General features: G+C 67.7%; 16 protein-coding genes. 9 read left to right on the top strand and 7 right to left on the bottom strand.

Translation table 11 applies throughout. The features are described 5' to 3' along the window. The first annotated feature begins 136 nt into the window (after positions 1 to 136). Both AB0H42_RS34565 and AB0H42_RS34560 read left to right on the top strand, forming a co-directional pair. On the top strand, positions 137 to 628 hold the full coding sequence (locus tag AB0H42_RS34565; RefSeq protein ID WP_030522047.1) for a general stress protein: 492 nt from the start codon (positions 137 to 139) through the stop codon (positions 626 to 628). A gap of 3 nt (positions 629 to 631) precedes the next feature. Further along, positions 632 to 1,213 (top strand): suppressor of fused domain protein, encoded by a 582-nt coding sequence (locus tag AB0H42_RS34560; protein WP_357063822.1) that lies wholly within the window; start codon positions 632 to 634, stop codon positions 1,211 to 1,213. Positions 1,214 to 1,247: 34 nt separating this feature from the next. Here the strand turns inward: AB0H42_RS34560 and AB0H42_RS34555 are convergent, their stop codons facing one another. Beyond that, a complete protein-coding gene (locus AB0H42_RS34555; RefSeq protein ID WP_357063819.1) occupies positions 1,248 to 2,321 on the bottom strand; it encodes a magnesium and cobalt transport protein CorA in 1,074 nt (357 codons plus the stop codon). A 141-nt stretch (positions 2,322 to 2,462) separates the two neighbouring features. Here AB0H42_RS34555 and AB0H42_RS34550 point away from each other — a divergent pair, with 141 nt between their 5' ends. From AB0H42_RS34550 to AB0H42_RS34535, 4 genes are all read left to right on the top strand, one after another. Beyond that, a complete protein-coding gene (locus tag AB0H42_RS34550) occupies positions 2,463 to 3,317 on the top strand; it encodes a PHP domain-containing protein (RefSeq protein WP_357063816.1) in 855 nt (284 codons plus the stop codon). Then, on the top strand, positions 3,314 to 3,580 hold the full coding sequence (locus tag AB0H42_RS34545; RefSeq protein WP_357063814.1) for a hypothetical protein: 267 nt from the start codon (positions 3,314 to 3,316) through the stop codon (positions 3,578 to 3,580). The genes AB0H42_RS34550 and AB0H42_RS34545 overlap by 4 nt, the downstream gene beginning before the upstream one ends. A gap of 525 nt (positions 3,581 to 4,105) precedes the next feature. Continuing rightward, positions 4,106 to 5,311, top strand: coding sequence for an NADP-dependent malic enzyme (locus AB0H42_RS34540; protein ID WP_357063830.1), 1,206 nt, complete (start codon positions 4,106 to 4,108; stop codon positions 5,309 to 5,311). 377 nt (positions 5,312 to 5,688) lie between these two features. Beyond that, entirely contained in the window at positions 5,689 to 6,561 is an 873-nt protein-coding gene (locus AB0H42_RS34535; protein ID WP_357063811.1) for a glycine betaine ABC transporter substrate-binding protein, read from the top strand. A gap of 59 nt (positions 6,562 to 6,620) precedes the next feature. Here the strand turns inward: AB0H42_RS34535 and AB0H42_RS34530 are convergent, their stop codons facing one another. Continuing rightward, a complete protein-coding gene (locus tag AB0H42_RS34530) occupies positions 6,621 to 7,586 on the bottom strand; it encodes an RNA-guided endonuclease TnpB family protein (protein WP_357063808.1) in 966 nt (321 codons plus the stop codon). A gap of 402 nt (positions 7,587 to 7,988) precedes the next feature. On the opposite strand from AB0H42_RS34530, the gene AB0H42_RS34525 reads away from it, so the two are divergent. After that, the gene (locus AB0H42_RS34525) at positions 7,989 to 9,473 is read left to right on the top strand and encodes a DHA2 family efflux MFS transporter permease subunit (protein ID WP_357063805.1); all 1,485 of its coding nucleotides are present in this window, start codon (positions 7,989 to 7,991) and stop codon (positions 9,471 to 9,473) included. 68 nt (positions 9,474 to 9,541) lie between these two features. Here AB0H42_RS34525 and AB0H42_RS34520 read toward each other — a convergent pair whose 3' ends face one another. The 4 genes from AB0H42_RS34520 to AB0H42_RS34505 all read right to left on the bottom strand — a co-directional run bounded on the left by AB0H42_RS34520 (position 9,542) and on the right by AB0H42_RS34505 (position 14,783). After that, a complete protein-coding gene (locus tag AB0H42_RS34520; RefSeq protein WP_357063827.1) occupies positions 9,542 to 11,335 on the bottom strand; it encodes a long-chain fatty acid--CoA ligase in 1,794 nt (597 codons plus the stop codon). Positions 11,336 to 11,462: 127 nt separating this feature from the next. Next, positions 11,463 to 12,386 carry an alpha/beta hydrolase gene (locus AB0H42_RS34515; RefSeq protein ID WP_357063802.1) on the bottom strand — a complete coding sequence of 308 codons (924 nt, stop codon included), beginning with the start codon at positions 12,384 to 12,386 and terminating at the stop codon, positions 11,463 to 11,465. Positions 12,387 to 12,408: 22 nt separating this feature from the next. Next, entirely contained in the window at positions 12,409 to 13,239 is an 831-nt protein-coding gene (locus AB0H42_RS34510; RefSeq protein ID WP_357063800.1) for an SDR family NAD(P)-dependent oxidoreductase, read from the bottom strand. Then, positions 13,236 to 14,783 (bottom strand): NAD(P)/FAD-dependent oxidoreductase, encoded by a 1,548-nt coding sequence (locus tag AB0H42_RS34505; RefSeq protein WP_357063798.1) that lies wholly within the window; start codon positions 14,781 to 14,783, stop codon positions 13,236 to 13,238. The genes AB0H42_RS34510 and AB0H42_RS34505 overlap by 4 nt, the downstream gene beginning before the upstream one ends. 67 nt (positions 14,784 to 14,850) lie before the next feature. On the opposite strand from AB0H42_RS34505, the gene AB0H42_RS34500 reads away from it, so the two are divergent. Next, positions 14,851 to 15,483: a TetR/AcrR family transcriptional regulator gene (locus AB0H42_RS34500; RefSeq protein WP_357063796.1), complete on the top strand. Its 633-nt coding sequence runs from the start codon at positions 14,851 to 14,853 to the stop codon at positions 15,481 to 15,483. A gap of 51 nt (positions 15,484 to 15,534) precedes the next feature. On the opposite strand, the gene AB0H42_RS34495 is transcribed toward AB0H42_RS34500, so the two are convergent. Beyond that, complete coding sequence (locus tag AB0H42_RS34495) at positions 15,535 to 16,776, bottom strand: MFS transporter (RefSeq protein ID WP_357063793.1); 1,242 nt, start codon at positions 16,774 to 16,776, stop codon at positions 15,535 to 15,537. Between the two features lie 766 nt (positions 16,777 to 17,542). Between AB0H42_RS34495 and rpoB the strand changes: the two genes are divergently transcribed. Next, positions 17,543 to 20,205 (top strand): DNA-directed RNA polymerase subunit beta (gene rpoB / locus AB0H42_RS34490; protein ID WP_357063825.1); only part of this gene is annotated, 2,663 nt, incomplete at its 3' end.

The following is a 20,205-nucleotide window of genomic DNA, read 5'->3' as shown; positions in this document are numbered from 1 at the left end:
GCGGAAGACGGACTTCCGTTGCGGCGCCGGTGATATCGAGCGCATCGCCGCGTCGCCGCTGCCCGGCGACCGGACCAGCGAGCGCTGCGGAACGCCGCCCCGCCGGAGGCGGCGCCAAATAAGACAGAATGGACTTATGACGAACCCTCTTGGAGGCTCGAATCGCGGTAGGCAGGGTCTGCCCACGCCCCCTTCCGGGTGGCCGGTCGGTTCGTATCCGACCTATGCCGAGGCGCAGCGTGCGGTGGATCATCTGGCGGACAATCAGTTCCCCGTGCAGAACGTGACCATCGTCGGCGTGGACCTGATGCAGGTGGAGCGGGTGCTGTACCGCTTGAACTGGGGCAAGGTGATCGGCGGGGGTGTGGTCTCGGGTGCGTGGCTCGGGTTGTTCCTGGGGCTGTTGCTGAGTCTGTTCACCACCAACGGCATGGCCGGCCCGCTGGTGGTGGGCCTGGTCGGCGGCATCATCTTCGGGGTCATCTCGACGACCATCCCGTACGCGGCCACCCGGGGTCAGCGGGATTTCGCGTCGACCATGCAGTTGGTCGCGGGCCGTTATGACGTGTTGTGTGACCCGAAGACAGCCGAGCAGGCCCGGGATCTGCTCGCGAAACTGGCCATCTAGCGGATGGACGTGATCGAACGCGTCCGGACGGCCGTGTCCGATTTTTTCGGGGTGGACGCGACCGCGGTGGATACGGCTTCGATGACCTTCCTGGGTCTGGAGCCGATCGAAATCCTGCGCATCCCCGGTGACGATGTGACGCACTATCTGACGGTCGGTGGGTCGCGGCATCCGATGGGCGATCCGGGGGATCTGCACGCCGATCCGGTGCGCGGTCCGCGGGCGGAGCTGGTGCTGACGGTGCGGTCGGCGGCCGGTGCCGGGGCGGGGGTGGCCCGGACGCTGGGGGTGCTGGCGGCGGCGCCCGCGGTCGAAGGTGTTGTGCTGCAGGCGGACGCGCTCCTGGATCTGGGCGAGCCGATCTGGCAGGACGCGCCGTTCACGGCGGTGCTGCTGGGCGCGGGGGAGATCCCGGAGATCGAGTTACCGGATCCGGCGGAGCCGGTGCGGTATTTCACGGTGTCGCCGGTGACGGCGACCGAGGCGGCCTGGGTGCGGGTGCGCGGGGCGCAGGCGCTGCGGGACGCCTGGACCGAGGCCGGGATCGATGTGCTGGACCCCGGCCGGGGCGCGGCTTCGCTGTAGCGTCCGGTGCGGGGTGCGGCGGTGGACGGCCCGGTCAGAGCCAGTCGTTGCGGTGGAAGAGCGCCAGCAGCGTCAGGCAGATTCCGAGGATGGCCACGAGCACCACCGGATAACCCCAGCTGGTCCGTAGTTCCGGCATATGCTCGAAGTTCATCCCGTAGATACCGGCGATCATGGTCGGCACCGCGGCGATGGCGACCCATGCCGAGATCTTGCGCATATCGGTGTTCTGCTGGACGGTGATCTTGGTCAGCGCGGCGCTGATGAGAGCGCTGAGCGAATCGTCGAAATCGGTGATGCGCTCGGCGACACCGGTGTGGTGGTCGGCGACATCGCGCAGATAGCGGCGGATCTCCGGGTCGATCGGCAGTTCCTCCTTGTGCACCAGCAGTTGTAGCGGCAGTGCCAGCGGATTGACCGCGCGCCGTAGTTCCACCACTTCGCGTTTGAGCTGATAGATCGCCTCGACGGTGAGCCGGGTGCGCGGGGTGAACACCTCTTCTTCCATCGCGTCGATATCGAATTCCACCGCCTGCACGACGTCGATATAGGAGTCGACCACATGGTCGGCGATGGCGTGCAGCACCGAGCCGGTGCCCAGTCGCAGTCGGGCGGGGTCGGCTTCGAGGCCCCGGCGCACGGTCGCGAGCGGTGAATGTTCGCCGTGCCGGACGGCGATGACGAAATCGGGTGCGGTGAAGATCAGCAGCTCGCCCGTTTCGACGATCTCGCTGACCGTATGCAGTTCGTGCTCCCGGTAGGCGACCGTGCGCATGACCATCACGAGGGTGTTGTCGTAACGCTCCAGTTTCGGCCGCTGATGGGCGTGGACCGCGTCCTCGACGGCGAGGGCGTGCAGCCCGAAGGTCTCGGCCACCTCGCCCATCTGCTCGGCGTCGGGGTCGTGCAGACCCAGCCAGACGAATCCGCCGCGTTCCCGGGCGGCGGCGAGCGCCTTCTCGTGGGTGTAGCGGCCCGGGAGCCGGCTGCCGTCCACGTAGACCGCGCAGTCGACGACCGCGCGGGCGGTGGGTACTCGGATATGCGGTACCGCGGTGGAACGCCGCGTCCGCCCCGGACCATGGAACGGCAGCGGAAGCGAAGGCACGCGTCGATGCTACGTCGGGGCAACCCACGGGCCGGGACCTCCGCGGAAAGCTCCGGTCACCGCGGCCCGGAAACGCCGCCATGCCCGCGCTTGCCGCCCCGCACCGGCAGCGTCCCGGACGAGCACTGGAAGACTGGACGGGTGCGCATCGATCTGCATACCCACTCCACCGCCTCCGACGGCACCGACAGCCCGGCCGAACTGGTGCGCAACGCGGCCGATGCCGGGCTGGACGTCGTCGCGATCACCGATCACGACACCACCGCGGGCTGGGCCGAGGCCGAGGCCGCCCGCCCGGCCGGGCTGACCGTGGTCCGGGGCATGGAGATGTCGTGCGTGGGCCGCGGTGTCGACGGCTACCCCGTGTCGGTGCATCTGCTGGCCTACCTGTTCGACCCCGCCGACAGCGGTTTCGCGACCGAACGGGAACGGTTGCGCGCCGAACGGGTCGAGCGACTACGCGCCATGGCCGAACAGATGGCCGCCGACGGGCTACCGATCGACCCGGACGCGGTGCTGGCCGCCGCCGGCCCCGCTGCGGGCCGTCCCCACCTGGCCCGCGCCCTCGTCGAAGCGGGTGTGGTGCCCTCGGTGAATGCCGCCTTCGCCGATCTGCTCGCCTCGGACGGCCCCTATTACGTGGAGAAGGCCGATACCCCGCTGCGCCGGGCGGTGGCGATGATCGCCGGCGCCGGGGGCGTGAGCGTGCTCGCCCACGGCCGGGCCCGCAGCCGGGGCCGGCTGCTGGACCTGCAGGAGGTACGCGACCTGGCGCCGCACGGACTGGGCGGCCTGGAGGTCGATCACCCCGACCACAGTCCCCGGGACCGGGCCGTACTGCGTGAACTGGCCGGCGAATGCGGACTGCTGGCGACCGGGTCCTCGGACTACCACGGCGCCAACAAAACCATCGGCCTGGGTGAATGCACCACCGACCCGGCGCAGTTCGAGAAACTGGCCGGCCGAGCCACCGGCGTACCGGTGCTGGCCTCATGAGAGCGGTGCGCGGCATCAGCGGTGTGGCGGCGGCCGGGCTGGTGCTGCTGGCGCTGGTCGTCATCGGGGCGGAGATCATCGGCGAGCGCCGCGGTTTTCCCGGGCCCGGTGCCGAATCGGTGGCCTGGCATCTCGCGGTCGCGGTGGTAGCCGTTGTGGCACAGGTGTATTCGGATCGGGTGCGGGGCGCGGCGAGCCTCGGCGCGGCGGCGGTGGTGCTGGGTTCCGGCGCGATCCTGCTGTGGACCCAGTGGTGGGGCTGACCGGCGGCGCAGTACGTTCCGGTCGCCGGTTCACCCGGCTCCCCGGAACCTTTGAGGTGTCTCACCGGATCGGGGCACCGTTCGCGAGTTTCCGCTCACGGGAAGGTAATGCTCGCGGCCTACGCTGACCCCGTGGTGTCCGAAACGCGCAATCCGCCGGGCCCGGTTTGGCGAACGAACCGGGACCTGGCAGAATGTTGCGGATTCCCGATCGTTGCCACCGCCGGGTCGGGGATATCAGGCGCCCGCCGCTCCGCGACGCACCGTCGCGACGGGAAACGGGCACCGGTCGAGTTCATTCGGACCAACCCGTCCGAGATCCACCCGGACCGTCGCTGCCCCGAAATCAGCGCCACCGTCTATTGCCCCGTGTCCGGGCTCCCCGGGTCTTCCGGGTACCGGTTGCGCCGGGAAACATCCTGGTCGCGCCGCCGATGAACGATATGACGCAGATAACACCAAATACCCGGCGGTAACCGTCCACCGGTTACGACCGCAACCAGCAGGAGTGAAATCGTGTCCTCTGTGACTGACGCACCGAATGCCACCGCCAGCAAAGAAGAGGTCCAAGACCTCTCGGCGATCACTCACGAGGAGATCTTCGCGGGTCACCTCGGCGGCAAGCTCTCGGTCGAGCTCAGCTCGCCGCTGGCCACCCAGCGCGACCTATCGATCGCCTACACCCCCGGGGTGGCACAGGTGAGCCGCGCCATCGCCGAGGACGAGAGCCTGGCCAAGCGCTACACCTGGACCGACCGTCTGGTGGTCGTGGTCAGTGACGGGTCAGCAGTGCTGGGCCTCGGCGATATCGGCCCGCGCGCCTCCCTCCCGGTCATGGAGGGCAAGTCGGCGCTGTTCAAGAAGTTCGCCGGACTCGACTCCATCCCGCTCGTGCTGGACACCAAGGATGTCGACGAGATCGTCGAAACCCTGATCCGCCTGCGCCCCAGCTTCGGCGCCGTGAACCTGGAGGACATCTCCGCCCCCCGCTGCTTCGAAATCGAGAAGCGGGTCGTGGAAGCCCTCGACTGCCCCGTCATGCACGATGACCAGCACGGCACCGCCATCGTGGTGCTGGCCGCCCTCAACGGCGCCGCCGCTGTGCAGGGCCGTGCCACCTCCGGCCTCAAAGTGGTGGTGTCGGGCGCCGGTGCCGCCGGTGTCGCCTGCACCAACATCCTGCTCGCCGCGGGTGTCGCCGATGTGACCGTGCTCGATTCCAAGGGCATCGTCAGCCGCGACCGGGGTGACCTCAACGCGGTCAAGGCGGACCTGGCCCAGCGCACCAACCCGCGCGGCCTCACCGGTACCGCCGCCGACGCCCTCGCCGGCGCCGACGTGTTCCTCGGCCTGTCCGCGGGCACCATCGCCGAAGAGCTCATCGCCTCGATGGCTCCGGAGTCCATCGTGTTCGCCATGTCCAACCCGGACCCGGAAATCCATCCCGACGTGGCCGGCAAGTACGCCGCCATCGTCGCCACCGGCCGCAGCGACTTCCCGAACCAGATCAACAATGTGCTCGCCTTCCCCGGCGTGTTCAAGGGCGCGCTCGACGCGGGTGCCCGGCGCATCACCGAAGGTATGAAGATCGCGGCCGCCAACGCCATCCTCGGCGTCGTCGCCGACGAACTCGCCGTCGACAAGATCGTGCCCAGCCCGCTCGACCCGCGCGTCGCTCCCGCGGTGGCCGACGCGGTCGCCGCCGCCGCCCGCGCGGAGGGCGTCGCCTGATAGATCGTTCCGCCTTACCCGGGCGGTAACCGCAACTACAGCACTCGGCCGCCACCCTGGGCCGGGTGCTGTAGTTTTTGCGCTGTGTTTTCGGCGCGCTGGCGCGCGCCGCCGCAGGCGGCGCCAAAAACACAGCACCTTCGCGAGCAGGCCGACATCGCACCCTCTGCGGCCCGGTCGCGTCCGAACCGGAGAACGTGCAGTCAGGTCCGGGTTGGTTCGTGCCCATCTCCCCGAAGCCCCAGGCGCTTCCGCTGCGCCCCGGACGTCCGGCCGCGCGGACCCTGTAGATTTCTGTGGGTTGTCGGGGAGCCCGGAGGGGTGCGGCGGGCTGGTTACGGAAGTGGGTGTCTCGCGCGATGGTACTGGCGGCGTCGATGCGTGTCGTTGCTCGGATGCTGGTGCCGGTGCTCGCCGTGCTGGCCGTCTCCTGTGGTGCCGACGAGGCCGAGCCGCTGGTGGTGGGGGCGCAGGGGTCCGCCGAGTCGCGGGTACTGGCCGACATCTACGCGCAGGCGCTGGCACGCACGGGCGCGGCGGTGCGGGTCGAACCGGGGCTGGGCAGCCGGGCGGACGCGCTGGCGGCGCTGGACGCGGGGACCGTCGCGGTGGCCCCGGATCACAACGGCGCGCTGCTGGCCGAGCTGAACGTGGGCGCCGAGGCCACGACCACGAAGGCTGTCACGCGGGAATTGAACGGGTCGCTGCCACAGGGCACGCTCACCTCCGATCCGGCCGACGGCGCCGATCTCGAGCCGCGGGTGCTGGTCACCACCGCCGTCGCCGAGCAGCGTGGAATCGAATCGGTGGAACAACTGGGCGCGCAGTGCGCGACCCTGGCTGCCGGGGTCGCGGCGGTGCCGGGGCTGGTGGAGCTGCCGGAGGTCGCGGGGAAGATCGAAGGCTGTGCATTCGCCTCGACCGAGGTGTTCGCCGAGCCCGGGGAACTGCGGCGCGCGTTGCTGGAGGGCCGGGTCCAGGCCGCGGTGCTGGCCGGTCCGGCCGAATTTCTGCCGGGCGGTACCGAGGGGCTGAAGGTGCTCGCCGACCCGGCGGACGCGATCAGACCGGAGAACCCGCTCGCGCTGGTGCGTAAGGGGGCGTTGGACGATCGGCAGTTGGAGAAGTTGAACTACGTGGCCGGTGAACTCACCACCGACGAGCTCGCGGCCCTGGTGCTGCGGGTGCGGGACGAGTCCGCGGATCCGGGGGAACTGGCCCGCGCCTGGCTGGACGCGCACGGTCTCTGACAGCATGTCTGATAACTCGACGTCGTTATCGGACACCGCCCTTCTCGGGCGTCCGAGATTCACATCCCGATCGGGATAGAAGCCTTGGTTCCCGCGTCGTCCGGGCCGGTTGCACCGGCGCCCATCGGGTGTCGGTCAGCGCCTTCCTGTCGGCGGGCATTGATAACCCGGCCCCCTGCTCGGAGGTCCGGGGATCGTGGTGGGTCTTGCCTGCGGAGTCGCGGCCAGGCAGCGAGGTTGACGGCGGCGTTCAGATCCCGATCGGCGCGGTACCCGCAGGGGCAGGTGAACACCCGATCCGCCAGCGTGAGACCGGGGTTGAGGGTGCCGCAGGCCGGACACCGTTTACTCGACGGGAACCACCGGTCGGCGGTGACCACGGTGCCGCCACGCCATTGCAGTTTGTAGTTCAGGAGTCGCTCGAAATCGGCCCACCCTGCATCGGCGATCGACCGCGCCAAGCGGCGGTTATGCAGCATTCCCGCCACATGCAGGTCCTCGACAACGAGCCGGTCGTGGATTTTGACCAGCTGGTTGGTGACCTGATGCAGGAAATGACGGCGCACATTCGCGACACGATGATGATGGCGGGCCAGCCGGGCGGCGGCTTCTCTCCGGTTGCGGGAGCCTTTCTCCTTCCTCGACATGGCTTTCGCCAGCCGTCGCTGCCGCGCCAACCCGCCGGCCGGGGGTTTCGGTGGGTTATCGATGCGGACGACTTCGCGACCGTCGCCGGTGGCGGCGACCAGGAACGCCGACAGTCCGCGGTCGATACCGACCCAGCGGCCATGGTCCTGCGGGGCGGCGGCTGCGGATTTCTTCCAGGTGTTGAAGGCGTTGATCAGGTCGAACCGGGTCCATGGGACAGGGTGTTCGGGGTCGGTCCGCCGCCGGGTGAGTGCGGTTTTCACTATTGCCAGGCACTGGTTGTAGGCGAACCGTGTCGCGCCCGCGTGCCGGGCGAGTACGGTCTGCTGCTCGACGGTGGGGTCGAGGCAGTACCGGAACGCGGTGTGCCTACTCATCGCCGGCGACTATCACACAGGCCACCGACAACTTTCCCAGAGCGGCCCGGCGACGGCTGCTGCGAGCCGGACCCGAACCCGAACAGACCCGGCACGGCTGTGCGGGTTCTCGGCACCTCTACCAGGCACACACGCACCTCTCACCCAGCCCGCGATCCGGTTCCAGGCATCCGAGCCAGGACACGCTCTGAGCAGGACTAGGATCGGTCCGATATGCCCGGAATGTTGGCGCGGCGCCCGGCGTCGTACCTGGAGTCCGGAGTGACCACGGCATGAGCAGGCCGCGGCTGTCGTGCCCCGCCCGTACGGTGAGCCGGTAGTCCCAGGTGGTGCGCCCGTGCGGCGCCTCGCGACAGATCCACGAAACGGCGCGTCGGGCGCTGTTCGACAGGAACGGAAGCCATGCCCACTCAACGCAATCCGTGGCTCGCATTAGGTGCGCTGGTCGTCGGATTCTTCATGATCCTGCTCGATGTCACCATCGTGGCTGTCGCGAATCCGGCGATCATGGCCGATCTGCACGCCGATATCTCGCAGGTCATCTGGGTGACGAGCGCCTATCTGCTGACCTACGCCGTGCCATTGTTGATCACCGGGCGGCTGGGCGACCGGTTCGGGCCCAAGAACATCTACCTGTTCGGGCTCGCGGTGTTCACGCTGTCCTCGCTGGCGTGCGGGCTGGCCGGCGATATCGAGACCCTGATCGCCGCCCGGGCGGTGCAGGGGCTGGGCGCGGCGTTGATGACCCCGCAGACGATGGCGGTGATCACCCGGACCTTCCCGCCGAACCGGCGGGGCGCCGCCATGGGTATGTGGGGCGCGGTCGCCGGGCTGGCGACGCTGGTGGGTCCGATCCTGGGTGGTGTGCTGGTCGACGGTCTCGGCTGGGCGTGGATTTTCATCGTCAACGTGCCGGTCGGGGTGGTGGCCTTCGCGCTCGCCGTCTGGCTGGTGCCGGCGCTGCCGACGCATGAGCACAAATTCGACCTGGTCGGCGTGGTGCTGAGCGCGGTGGGCATGTTCCTGCTGGTGTTCGGTATCCAGGAGGGCAATACGAGCGACTGGTCGGCGAAGATCTGGGCGATGATCGTGGCCGGGATCGTGGTGCTGGCCGTCTTCGTGGTCACCCAGGCCCGCGGTTCGGGCGAGCCGCTGTTGCCGCTGCCGCTGTTCCGGGACCGTAATTTCTCGCTGTCGAATCTGGCCATCGCCAGTATGGGTGCGTCCGTCACCGCGCTGATGGTGCCGATCTACTTCTATCTGCAGGCCGTCCACGGTATGTCGCCGACCCGGTCGGCGCTGGTGCTGGCGCCGATGGCCGTGGTCACCGGGTTCGCCGCGCCGGTGGTGGGCCGGCTGGCCGACCGGATGCATCCGCGGATCATTCCGACCGCCGGGTTCCTGGTGTTCGCGCTCTCGGTCTTCTGGTTCGCCCTGGTCATGCGGGATCCGCACGCGAATATCACCTGGATGGTCGTGGCGGGCGCGGTGGCCGGGGCCTCGAACGCCTGTATCTGGGCGCCGCTGGCGACCACGGCCACCCACAATCTGCCCATCTCCCAGGCCGGCGCGGGTGCGGGCGTCTACAACACGACCCGTCAGGTCGGGTCGGTGCTCGGTAGCGCGGCGATCAGCGCCCTGATTGCCGCGCGGATGAGCGCGGCGGGCCTGGGCGACGCCCCCGCCGGGGAAGGGATGGGTGCCGGTCAGGTGCCCGAGCCGGTGAAGCAGGCGTTCAGTACCGCATTGAGCCAGGCCACCCTGCTGCCGGCCGCGCTGCTGCTGGTCGGAGTGGTCGCCTCGGCCCTGTTCATCCGCTTCCAGGCCGGCGACGCGCCGGACCGGAGCGCCCTGGATCTGGACAAGGCGGACTCGCTCACCGGTTAGCCCGTTTCGGGACCGATCGCGAACGGCCTGGTGAGCGCATTGCTCACCAGGCCGTTCGCATGGCGGGATCAGCTGTAGATCTTGTCCACCTCGGTGGCGTACTGCTTCATGACGACCGCCCGCTTGAGCGACATCTTCGGCGTCAGTTCGCCGGTTTCCTGGGTCCAGTCCGAGGTCAGGATATTGATCTTCTTGATCTGCTCGGCCTTGGAAACCTTCTTGTTGGTCTCGGCGACCGCGGCCTCCACCTCGGCGACCAGGGCCGGGTTCTCGACCAGTTCGGCGATCTCCACCTCGGCCGCGATGCCGTTGCGTTCTTTCCAGCCCGGCAGTGCTTCCGGGTCCAGCGTGACGAGCGCGCCGATGAACGGTTTCCCGTCGCCGACCACCATCACCTGGCCGATCAGCGGATGCGCCCGCAGCTCGTCCTCCATGGGCGCCGGGGAGACATTCTTACCGCCCGCGGTGACCAGGATCTCCTTCTTGCGGCCGGTGATGGTGATGAAACCGTCGGCGTCGATGGCGCCCAGGTCGCCGGTCCGGAACCAGCCGTCGGCGAACGCGTCGGCGGTCGCCTGCTCGTTGCCCCAGTAGCCCGCGAACACCACGGGACCGCGCAGCAGCAGTTCGCCGTCCTCCCCGATCTTGGCGGCGTGGCCTTCGAGCGGACGGCCGACCGACCCGACCCGGATGTGTTCGGGGGTGTTGACCGAGACGGCGGCGGTGGTCTCGGTGAGGCCGTAGCCCTCGAAGATGGTGACGCCGACACCGCGGAAGAAGTGCCCGAGCCGGGCGCCCAGCGGGCCGCCGCCGGAGACCGCGGCCTGACAGTTGCCGCCGAGGGCGGCCCGCAGTTTGCCGTAGACGAGCTTGTCGAACAGCGCGTGCTTGGCGCGCAATACCAGGCCGGGTTTCCCGGAGCCCAAGGCCTCGCTGTACTCGATGGCGGTGGCCGCGGCAGCGTCGAAGATCTTGCCTTTACCCTCGTCGTGGGCCTTCTGTTTGGCGCCGTTGAACACCTTTTCGAATACGCGCGGTACCGACAGCACGAAATCGGGCCGGTGCTCGGCGAACTGCTGGACCAGCGTGCTCCAGTCGGCGGTGTGTGCCAGGGTGACCTTGGCGTCGAAGGCGGCCAGGCTGACCGCGCGGGCGAAGACGTGCGCCAGCGGCAGGAACATGAGCGTCTTCTTGCCGGGGGTCAGGAACGACGCCAGCGCGATCCGGTCGGCGCGGGATTCGGCCCAGAGATTGGCGTGGCTGAGCATGACGCCCTTGGGCCGGCCGGTGGTGCCGGAGGTGTAGATCAGGGTGGCCGGGGAGGCCGCGTTCACCTGGGCGCGCCGGTCGTGGACCACCTGCTCGTCGAGTTCGGCACCGCGCCGGACGAGTTCGTCGATCGCGTCCTTGTCGATCTGCAGGGTTTCCCGCAGCGCGGTCAGTTCGGCCGGATCGATCTCGTCGATGACGCCGCGGTGCTTGTCGTTCTCGACGACCAGCAGCGCGGTGGCCGAATCCTGCAGGATCCAGCGCGCCTGTTCGGCCGAGGAGCTGTCGTAGATCGCCACGGTGCAGCCGCCGGCCGCCCAGATGGCGAAATCGAGCAGGGTCCACTCGTATCGGGTGGCGGCCATGATGGCGACCCGGTCGCCCAGTTCGATACCCGAGGTGATGAGGCCCTTGGCCACATCGGTGACCGCTTTCGCGAACTCCGCGGCCCGGACATCGCGCCAGCCGCCCGAGCCGTCGGGGACGTTGAACATCACCGCGGCGGGGGATTCTTTCGCGAAGCGGAACACGTTGTCGGAATTGTTCGCGTCCTCGGGGATGGTGTAGGAAGCCGGGGCTTCGAACTCGCGCATCATTGCCTTTCCCTGTTTGCCAACTCGTCGGTAATTTACGCCACCGGAACCGGACGGGGCGCGGGCCACCGGTAAACGCCCTGGATCTCACGCTGAAATCAGGGCGAGACGCGTCCCGATCAGGCTCTCATCCTAGGTCGCGCAGCGGTAGCTGATCGACGGCTTGCCGGACAAAATCGGCCATTTCGGTCAGTGCCGCAGCGGCTGGGCCCACCAGGGCGGCCTGGAGTTGGGCGACATGCCAGAGGCCGTGGCTCTCGGTGAACGAGACGCTGACCCCGGCCGCACGCAGGGCCGCGGTGAGATCGACGCACTGCGGGTGCAGCAGTTCGTCGATATCGGCCTGGACGTACACCGGCGGCAGCCCGGCGAGGACACCGTGCAGCGGGGCGTAACCGGTATCGGTGGGATCGCCGGTGCCGAGGTAGGCCGTGGCGCAGGCCCGCGACCACAGTCCGTTGACGACCAGATCGCGGGGGCGCTCGGCGAGCTGGTTCGGATCGACCCACGGCGCGATCAGACCGAGCGCGGCCGGGGTGTGGCCGTGCCGGGCGATGAGCCGCTGGGCCAGCGCCAGGGACAGTCCGCCGCCGGCCGAATCCCCGGCGATCGCGATCCGTTCCGGCCGGTAGCCGTGTCCGGTGACCAGCTCGAGGAAGGCGGCCTCCGCGTCGTCCAGTGCCGCCGGATAGGGATGTTCCGGTGCCAGCCGGTAGTCGAGGGCGTAGACCGGTAGCCCGGTTCCGGCGGCGAGCCGGCCGTTGAGTGAGCGGTGGGTGGCCAGCGAACCCACGGCGTATCCGCCGCCGTGCAGGTACAGCACGGCGGCGGGTTCGGCCGGGGCCGGGCCGGCCGGGGCGAGTCGCTCGGCCGGGCGGCCGCCCAGGCGGATCCGTTCGACTCCGACGCCCGGCGGTACGGGCTGCAACGCCGAACCGGCGTCGATCAGGGCCCGCTGGACCCGCCAGGGCAGCCGGGAATGCAGAGCCACCCGGTACAGCGAGCCCAGGACGGCCCGCGCCAGCGGTAGTGGCAGCGCGATATCTCGCATGTCGTTCCTTCTCCGGTACCGATCAGGGCAGGAAACGTCGTTCGACGCCGACCGCGATGCGCTGGTAACCGGCGGCGGCGGTCCGGACGAACAGGTCCAGCAGTTTGGCCTCCCAGCCGATCAGCACCCGGCCGCGGCCCTTGCGGACACCGTCGACGATGGTCTGCGCGGCCATTTCGGGACTGTGGATGGCGAGGTACTTGTCGAACATCGAACTGGCGTTCGCGCCGTCGATATCGTCGCTGTAGGTGGCGTTGCGGGCGACGGCGGTCTTGATACCGCCGGGGTGCACACAGGTGACCTTGACCGGCGCGCGGTCCACCAGCATTTCCTGGCGCAGCGCCTCGGTGAAACCGCGCACCGCGAACTTGGCCGAGTTGTACGCGGCCTGCCCGGGCACCGCGATCAGGCCGAAGAGGCTGGACACGTTCACCACGTGACCGTCGCCGGATTCGAGGAGGAACGGCAGGAACGCCTTGGTGCCGTTCACCACCCCCCAGAAGTCGACATCCATGATGCGTTCGATGTCTTTGAACTCGGTCTTCGCGACGTCGCCGTGGTGGGCGATACCGGCGTTGTTGTAGATCTGGTGCACGACGCCGAAATGCTGTTTCACCGCGTCGGCGTAGAGCAGTACGGCCTCGCGTTCGGCCACGTTCAGCCGATCGGATTTGACCTCCGCGCCGAGCTCTTCGCAGCGGCGGGTGGTTTCGGCCAGCCCCTCGGTGTCGATATCGGAGAGCGCCAGTTTCGCGCCGCGCCGGGCGAGGTTGACGGCCAGCGCCCGCCCGATCCCGGAACCGGCTCCGGTGATCACACAGACTTTGTTGCGGAAGTACGAATCATTCGTCATGGTGCGGTGACAACTTTCAGATCAGGTCGGGCCGCCGCGTCGGCAGCCGTCGTCGTATCGTAGGCGGCGACGTCGAATTTCCTTGTGATGCGGCGGAATTCGAAGGTGAAGTCCGGCCAGAGGGTCGTATTGTTGCCGTGCTTGTCCAGGTACCAGCTGGCGCAGCCGCCGGTGCTCCAGACGCTTTTGGTGAGCTTTTTCTGCAGGGCGGAGTTGTAGGAGTCCTGCGCCGAACGGCGCACCTCGACGGTGCGCAGACCCTGGCGTTCGAAGGTGGCCAGCGCGTCGGCGATGTAGTTGATCTGGGATTCGATCATGTACACCATCGAGGTGTGGCCCAGGCCGACATTGGGGCCGAGCAGGAAGAACATATTCGGGAAGTTCGCGATCGAGGAACCCTTGTAACCCTGCTGGCCGATATCGTCGAACACCTCGGTCAGGCTGCGGCCGTCGCGACCGTAGATGGTCTCGTAGGCGGGGGAGTCGGTGACGTGGAAGCCGGTGGCGACCACGATCGCGTCGACCTCGCGTTCGGTGCCGTCGGCGGTGACGATCGAGTTCGCGCGGATCTCGGCGATCCCGTCGGTGACCACGTCGACATTGTCGCGGTCCAGGGCCGGGTAGTACTCGTTGGAGATCAGCATGCGTTTGCAGCCGATGCGGAAGTTCGGGGTGACCTTCTTGCGCAGTTCCGGGTCGCGGATCTCCCTCGCCAGTTTGGCCTTGGCCAGGGCCTCGAAACCGCGCATCAGCGGTGGGAACTTCGCCAGGCCGACCACCTGGGTCTCCCTGGCGGCGTAGATCGCGGCCCGGGACAGGCGCTGGGCGCCCGGGATGTGCTTGAACGCCAGCCGCTCGGGCAGCAGGTAGGGACGGTCCAGCCGGGGCAGCAGCCAGGGCGCGGTGCGCTGGTAGACGTCGAGGTGGGCGACGCTGCCGGCGATGGCCGGGACGATCTGGATGGCCGAGGCGCCGGTGCCGATGACCGCGACGCGCTTACCCGCGAGGTCGGAATCGTGGTTCCAGCGGGCCGAGTGGAAGATCTCGCCTTCGAAGCTGTTGATGCCTTTGATATCGGGCAGGTTCGGCTCGCACAGCGCGCCGACCGCGGAGACCACGGTATCGGCGGTGAAATCGCCTTTGCTGGTGGTCACCTCCCACTGCGCGGTCTCGGCGTTCCAGCGGGCGCCGGTGACATCGCAGTCGAAGAGGTGCTTGTCGCGCACGTTGTACTTGTCGGCGACGCCCTGGATATAGGCCTGGATCTCGCCCTGCCGGGAGAACGACCGCGACCAGTCCGGGTTCAGGGCGAAGGAATAGGAGTACAGGTGCGAGGGCACATCGCACGCGGCGCCGGGATAGGTGTTGTCACGCCAGGTCCCACCGACATCGCTACCGCGTTCCAGTACGAGGAAATCCTCGCGGCCCTGCTGGGTCAGCCGGATGGCGAGGCCGAGGCCGGCGAAACCGCTGCCGATGATGATCGTCCGCAGATGACGGGTGGGCTGGTTAGCGACAGTTTTGTCTGTAACCTTGCGACTCATGTAATGAGCGTAAGGGCTTATTGAGTCGCAGTCAACAGTATTGAACGGCATTCAGTAGGATGGACAGGTGAGTACGAGCCCGGAAGCACCCGCCAAGCGCGTCCGATTGAGCCCGGACGAACGGAAGACGCAGCTGATCACGCTCGGCGTCAAGATGCTCGGCGAACGGGCGATCGAGGACATATCGGTCAGCGAGATCGCGGCCCAGGCGGGGATCTCGCGGGGACTGCTGTTCCACTACTTCCCCACCAAACAGGACTTCCAGCTCGAAGTGGTCCGGCACGCGAACGCCGAACTGCTGGCCCGCGTCGTACCCGATCCCACGCTGAGCCTGTTCGATATGCTGCGCGACTCGGTGGGCCGCTATATCGACTATGTCAGCGAGAACCGCACCTCGTATCTGGCCCTGCTGCGCGGACCCACCAGCTCCAGCCCGGAGTTGGCCGCCATGGTCGAGCAGACCCGGCACGCGATCGTCGACATCATCCTCACCCAGGTCCCGCTGTCGCCGGAGGAGCGCGAGCAGCCCCGGCTGGTTCTCGTGGTTCGCGGCTGGGTGGCCTTCACCGAAGAGACCACCCTGTCGTGGCTACGCGGTGAATCCATCTCTCGCGACGAACTGATCGAACTCCTCGTGGAGTCGCTGCTGTCCCTGTCCATGGCCGTGAACCCGGCCTTGGCCGCCGCGTTGCGCGCCTGAGGTTCACCGAGCCGGCCGCGCCACCCCGTGGCGCACAGCGCGGCGGTGTGGTTACCGGCCCGATCCCGCCGGCAGGGCCTCCGAGTGTTCGGGCGCTCGATCGAGCCGAGGCAGTAGCAGCGGCGTCGCCAGCAACAGGACTCCGGCCAGCGTGACGGCCGCGCGGATGCCGATCCACGCGGCGAGCAGCCCCCACAGCGCGGTGATCATCGCGATGGTGACCTTCTTGCTCACCGACCAGGCCGCCAGCGCGCGGGTCGTCCGGTCGGCCGGTAATTGCTCCAGCCGGTAGGTGACGAAAACCGGGTTGAACACGGCCATGCACACGATCACAGCGGTCTGGACCACCAGGACGAGTACCAATCCGCCGGTCCCGGCGGTGACGGCGCCCAGCGCGACCGGCCAGCACACCCGCAGAATCCCGGATATCCGCAGCACGCGCCCGCGTCCGTACCGGTCGACGAGCCGGGGCGCGAGCCGTGCCCCGAGCAACCCGCCCAGACAGGGCAGCGCGAACGCGAGCCCGAATTCCCAGGGCGCGAAGCCGAGCTGCCCGAGCATGAGTACCGACATCAGCGGCTGGGTCGCCATGATCAGCGCGCCGACGAGGGCATCGTTGCAGAGCAGCGGGCGAAGGCCGGGATGGCCCAGTATGTAACGCCAGCCCTCGACCTGCGCGCCCGGGCGCGGTGCGTCGGGGCGGGCCGGACGTGGTTCCCGGTCGCCGATCGCGCGCAGGCCCGCTGCCGAGGCCAGATAGCTCAGGCCGTCCGCGACCAAGGTGGCCATCGGGCCCAGCAGCCCGACCGCGACGCCACCCAGCGGCGGCCCGAGCACGATGGCGGTCCAGTTCGTGGATTCGAACCGGGCATTGGCCACCAGTAGATCGTCCGGCGCCACCAGGCTCTTCAGATAGGCGTCGGACGCGGCGGTGAAACCGATATCGGCGGTCGCGGCGATGATCGCGACCACGAGCAGCTGCGTGAACCCGAGTGCGCCGAACGCGAAGGCGATCGGAACGCTCAGCAGCGCCGCGCACCGGATGAGGTCCATGGCGATCAGGACCGGCCGCTTGCGGCGGAACTCGACCCAGGGGCCCAGCGGAATCGCCACCAGGGCACCGACCGCGAGGCCGGCCGCCGCCAGTAACGAGACCTCGGCGGGCCCGGCGTGCAGGACGAGGACTGCCACGAGGCCGAAGGCGTTGAATGCCAGTGCGGTACCGAAACGGCTCACCGCGTAGGCGGCCCACAGCCAACCGAACCGCCGTCCCAGGGACCGCCCGTTCACCATTCCGGCGCACCTCTCGCTCGTCCGTCCTCGCGATGACCTGCGCGAGCGAAGCAGAAAGCGCGGGCCGCGAGCAAACAACCGCGGGGGTAGCCGGGCACAACCTGTCGTTGTATTCCACGGGTGGTTTACCGGCGAGTCGTACCCCGGTGCGTGCCGCAATTATCGGGAGCGATATATTCGAGGGGGAAAAGATGGGAATTACTTCCCGGTCGGTGATTGTAGCGCTGATTCATTTCCCATTTACCGCGGTGCTGCCCGTCCGTTTCCTGGATTCGGTGTGCACGCGCGCCCGGTCGGGCGCTGCGAGCCCGGGGGGAGCTCCTCGACACCGGATCTGGTGAATGCCTCTGTGGCCGAACCCGACGGAAAGGATGCCTGCCCGCACCGCGGGCCCGTCCTGCCGCGATCTCCCCGTACCCGAACCCGCGGCGGCCGATTCCGGCGGGTTTCCGCCATTCGGCTTGACGCGGTGTGGATCGGGGTGTCATTATCAGAATAGAAAGCACCGGAAAGCGGATGCTTTATTTTTCGTGTCTCTCGACAATCGACAATTTCGCGTGTAATTTAGGGACTTCGCGCCGGGGCGCGTGCTGTCCTACTCTCGAAAACGAAACAACCGTGGAAGCGGCGCATTCTGCGTATCGCTGCCACGGTTTGTCGTCGAGTCCTGTCCGGACGGCTTCCGCCCGCGGTGCGCGATCCGAATAACGCCCACTGGACAAGCAGATACGTGACGCCCGTACCGCACAGGTATGGGCGGCGTGCGGTGCTGGAAGGACGCATCTTGGCACTCCCTGATCAGAACGAGGTCGCTGCCGCGGCATCCGCCGGGAGCCGAATCCCCGGAAGTCCCGAGCGGCTCTCATTCGCCAGAGTCCGTGAGCCCCTGGAGATACCGGGGTTGCTGGAGATCCAGACCGAATCGTTCGGCTGGTTGATCGGCGCGGCCGCCCAGCGAGAACGCGCGGCCGCCCGCGGCGATTCGTTCACGGGCGGCTTGGCGGAGGTACTCGCCGAGGTCGGCCCGATCGAGGATTTCGCGGCGACCATGTCACTGACCCTGTCCGAACCCCGCTTCGAGGAGGTCAAGGCCTCGATCGTCGAATGCAAGGACAAGGACATGACCTACGCGGCGCCGTTGTTCGTCACCGCGGAGTTCATCAACAACAACACCGGTGAGATCAAGAGCCAGACGGTCTTCATGGGTGATTTCCCGATGATGACCGACCGCGGCACCTTCATCGTCAACGGCACCGAACGCGTGGTCATCTCGCAGCTGGTGCGTTCACCGGGTGTCTATTTCGATCACTCCGTCGACAAGAGCACCGAGAAGGACCTGCACAGCGTGCGGGTCATCCCGTCTCGCGGCGCGTGGCTGGAATTCGATGTCGACAAGCGTGACACCGTCGGGGTGCGGATCGACCGCAAGCGGCGTCAGCCGGTGACCGTGCTGCTCAAGGCTCTCGGCTGGACCGCCGAACAGATCACCGAGCGGTTCGGTTTCTCCGGTGTGCTGATGTCGTCGCTGGAGAAGGACAACACAGCGGGTACCGATGAGGCGCTGCTCGATATCCACCGCAAGCTCCGGCCCGGCGAACCGCCCACCAAGGAGTCGGCGCAGTCGCTGCTGGAGAACCTGTTCTTCAAGGAGAAACGCTACGACCTCGCGGGCGTGGGCCGCTACAGGATGGACAAGAAGTTCGGTGTGCGGCGGGACGCGCCCGGCGGTCCCCGGGTACTCACCGAAGACGACCTGGTCACCACTATCGAATACCTGCTGCGGCTGCACGCGGGGGAGCGGACGATGACCGGGCCCGGCGGTATCGAGGTGCCGGTCGAGGTGGACGATATCGACCACTTCGGTAATCGCCGCGTGCGCACTGTGGGGGAGTTGATCCAGAATCAGTTCCGGGTGGGGCTGTCCCGGATGGAGCGGGTGGTCCGGGAGCGGATGACCACCCAGGACGTCGAGGCCATCACCCCGCAGTCGCTGATGAACATCCGTCCCGTCGTGGCGGCGCTCAAGGAGTTCTTCGGGACCTCCCAGTTCTCCCAGTTCATGGACGAACGCAACCCGCTCGCCAGTCTCACCAACAAACGCCGCCTGTCCGCGCTCGGGCCGGGCGGCCTGTCCCGGGAGCGCGCCGGCCTCGAGGTGCGCGATGTGCACTACAGCCACTACGGGCGGATGTGTCCGATCGAGACACCGGAGGGCCCGAATATCGGGCTGATGGGCTACCTGTCGGTATATGCGCGGGTGAATCCGTTCGGGTTCCTCGAGACACCGTATCGGAAGGTGATCGACGGCACGGTGACCGACGAGATCGTCTACCTGACCGCCGACGAGGAGGACCGGCACGTCGTCGCGCAGGCGAATGAACCGCTCGATGCCGAGGGGCGCTTCGTCGAGTCGCGGATCGCGGTGCGACGCAGATATTCCGAGGTCGAGTTCGTCGATACCGGCCGGGTCGATTACATGGATGTGTCGCCTCGGCAGATGGTGTCGGTGGCGACGGCGATGATTCCGTTCCTGGAGCATGATGACGCCAACCGTGCCTTGATGGGTGCGAATATGCAGCGTCAGGCGGTGCCGTTGATCCGTTCGGAGTCCCCTGTGGTGGGTACGGGGATGGAGTTGCGGGCGGCGGTGGATGCCGGTGATGTCGTGGTCAACGACAAGGCCGGTGTGGTGGAGGAGGTTTCTGCCGACTATGTGACGGTGATGGCCGACGACGGCTCTCGTAAGTCGTATCGGATGCGGAAGTTCGCGCGTTCGAATCAGGGTACGTGTGCCAATCAGCGTCCGATCGTGGACGAGGGTCAGCGGGTCGAGCGTGGTCAGGTGCTGGCCGATGGTCCGTGCACCGAGAACGGTGAGATGGCGCTCGGTAAGAACCTGCTGGTGGCGATTATGCCGTGGGAGGGTCACAACTACGAGGACGCGATCATCCTGTCGCAGCGTCTGGTGGAAGATGATGTGCTGACCTCGATTCATATCGAGGAGCACGAGATCGACGCCCGGGATACGAAGTTGGGGGCCGAGGAGATCACTCGTGATATCCCCAATGTCTCCGATGAGGTTTTGGCCGATCTCGATGAGCGGGGGATCGTGCGGATCGGTGCGGAGGTGCGTGACGGGGACATTCTGGTCGGCAAGGTCACCCCGAAGGGTGAAACCGAGCTGACCCCGGAAGAGCGGCTTTTGCGGGCGATCTTCGGTGAGAAGGCCCGCGAAGTCCGTGACACCTCGTTGAAGGTGCCCCACGGTGAGTCGGGCAAGGTGATCGGTATCCGTGTGTTCTCCCGGGAAGACGACGACGACCTGCCTCCCGGTGTCAACGAGTTGGTCCGTGTCTACGTCGCCCAGAAGCGCAAGATCCAGGATGGTGACAAGCTCGCCGGCCGGCACGGCAACAAGGGTGTGATCGG

The organism is Nocardia sp. NPDC050799, from assembly GCF_040654015.1.
In the GTDB taxonomy this organism is placed as follows: Bacteria; Actinomycetota; Actinomycetes; order Mycobacteriales; family Mycobacteriaceae; genus Nocardia.
Note: the sequence above shows the minus strand (reverse complement) of the source record. Positions and strands in the feature narration are given on the sequence as shown.

What these genes read in the sequence shown, in the direction of transcription:
- AB0H42_RS34565 (WP_030522047.1), top strand. Translation starts at nt 137, where the DNA reads ATGACGAACCCTCTTGGAGGCTCGAATCGCGGTAGGCAGGGTCTGCCC.
- AB0H42_RS34560 (WP_357063822.1), top strand. Translation starts at nt 632, where the DNA reads ATGGACGTGATCGAACGCGTCCGGACGGCCGTGTCCGATTTTTTCGGG.
- AB0H42_RS34545 (WP_357063814.1), top strand. Translation starts at nt 3,314, where the DNA reads ATGAGAGCGGTGCGCGGCATCAGCGGTGTGGCGGCGGCCGGGCTGGTG.
- AB0H42_RS34535 (WP_357063811.1), top strand. Translation starts at nt 5,689, where the DNA reads ATGCGTGTCGTTGCTCGGATGCTGGTGCCGGTGCTCGCCGTGCTGGCC.
- AB0H42_RS34530 (WP_357063808.1), bottom strand. Translation starts at nt 7,586, where the DNA reads ATGAGTAGGCACACCGCGTTCCGGTACTGCCTCGACCCCACCGTCGAG.
- AB0H42_RS34525 (WP_357063805.1), top strand. Translation starts at nt 7,989, where the DNA reads ATGCCCACTCAACGCAATCCGTGGCTCGCATTAGGTGCGCTGGTCGTC.
- AB0H42_RS34520 (WP_357063827.1), bottom strand. Translation starts at nt 11,335, where the DNA reads ATGCGCGAGTTCGAAGCCCCGGCTTCCTACACCATCCCCGAGGACGCG.
- AB0H42_RS34515 (WP_357063802.1), bottom strand. Translation starts at nt 12,386, where the DNA reads ATGCGAGATATCGCGCTGCCACTACCGCTGGCGCGGGCCGTCCTGGGC.
- AB0H42_RS34510 (WP_357063800.1), bottom strand. Translation starts at nt 13,239, where the DNA reads ATGACGAATGATTCGTACTTCCGCAACAAAGTCTGTGTGATCACCGGA.
- AB0H42_RS34505 (WP_357063798.1), bottom strand. Translation starts at nt 14,783, where the DNA reads ATGAGTCGCAAGGTTACAGACAAAACTGTCGCTAACCAGCCCACCCGT.
- AB0H42_RS34495 (WP_357063793.1), bottom strand. Translation starts at nt 16,776, where the DNA reads ATGGTGAACGGGCGGTCCCTGGGACGGCGGTTCGGTTGGCTGTGGGCC.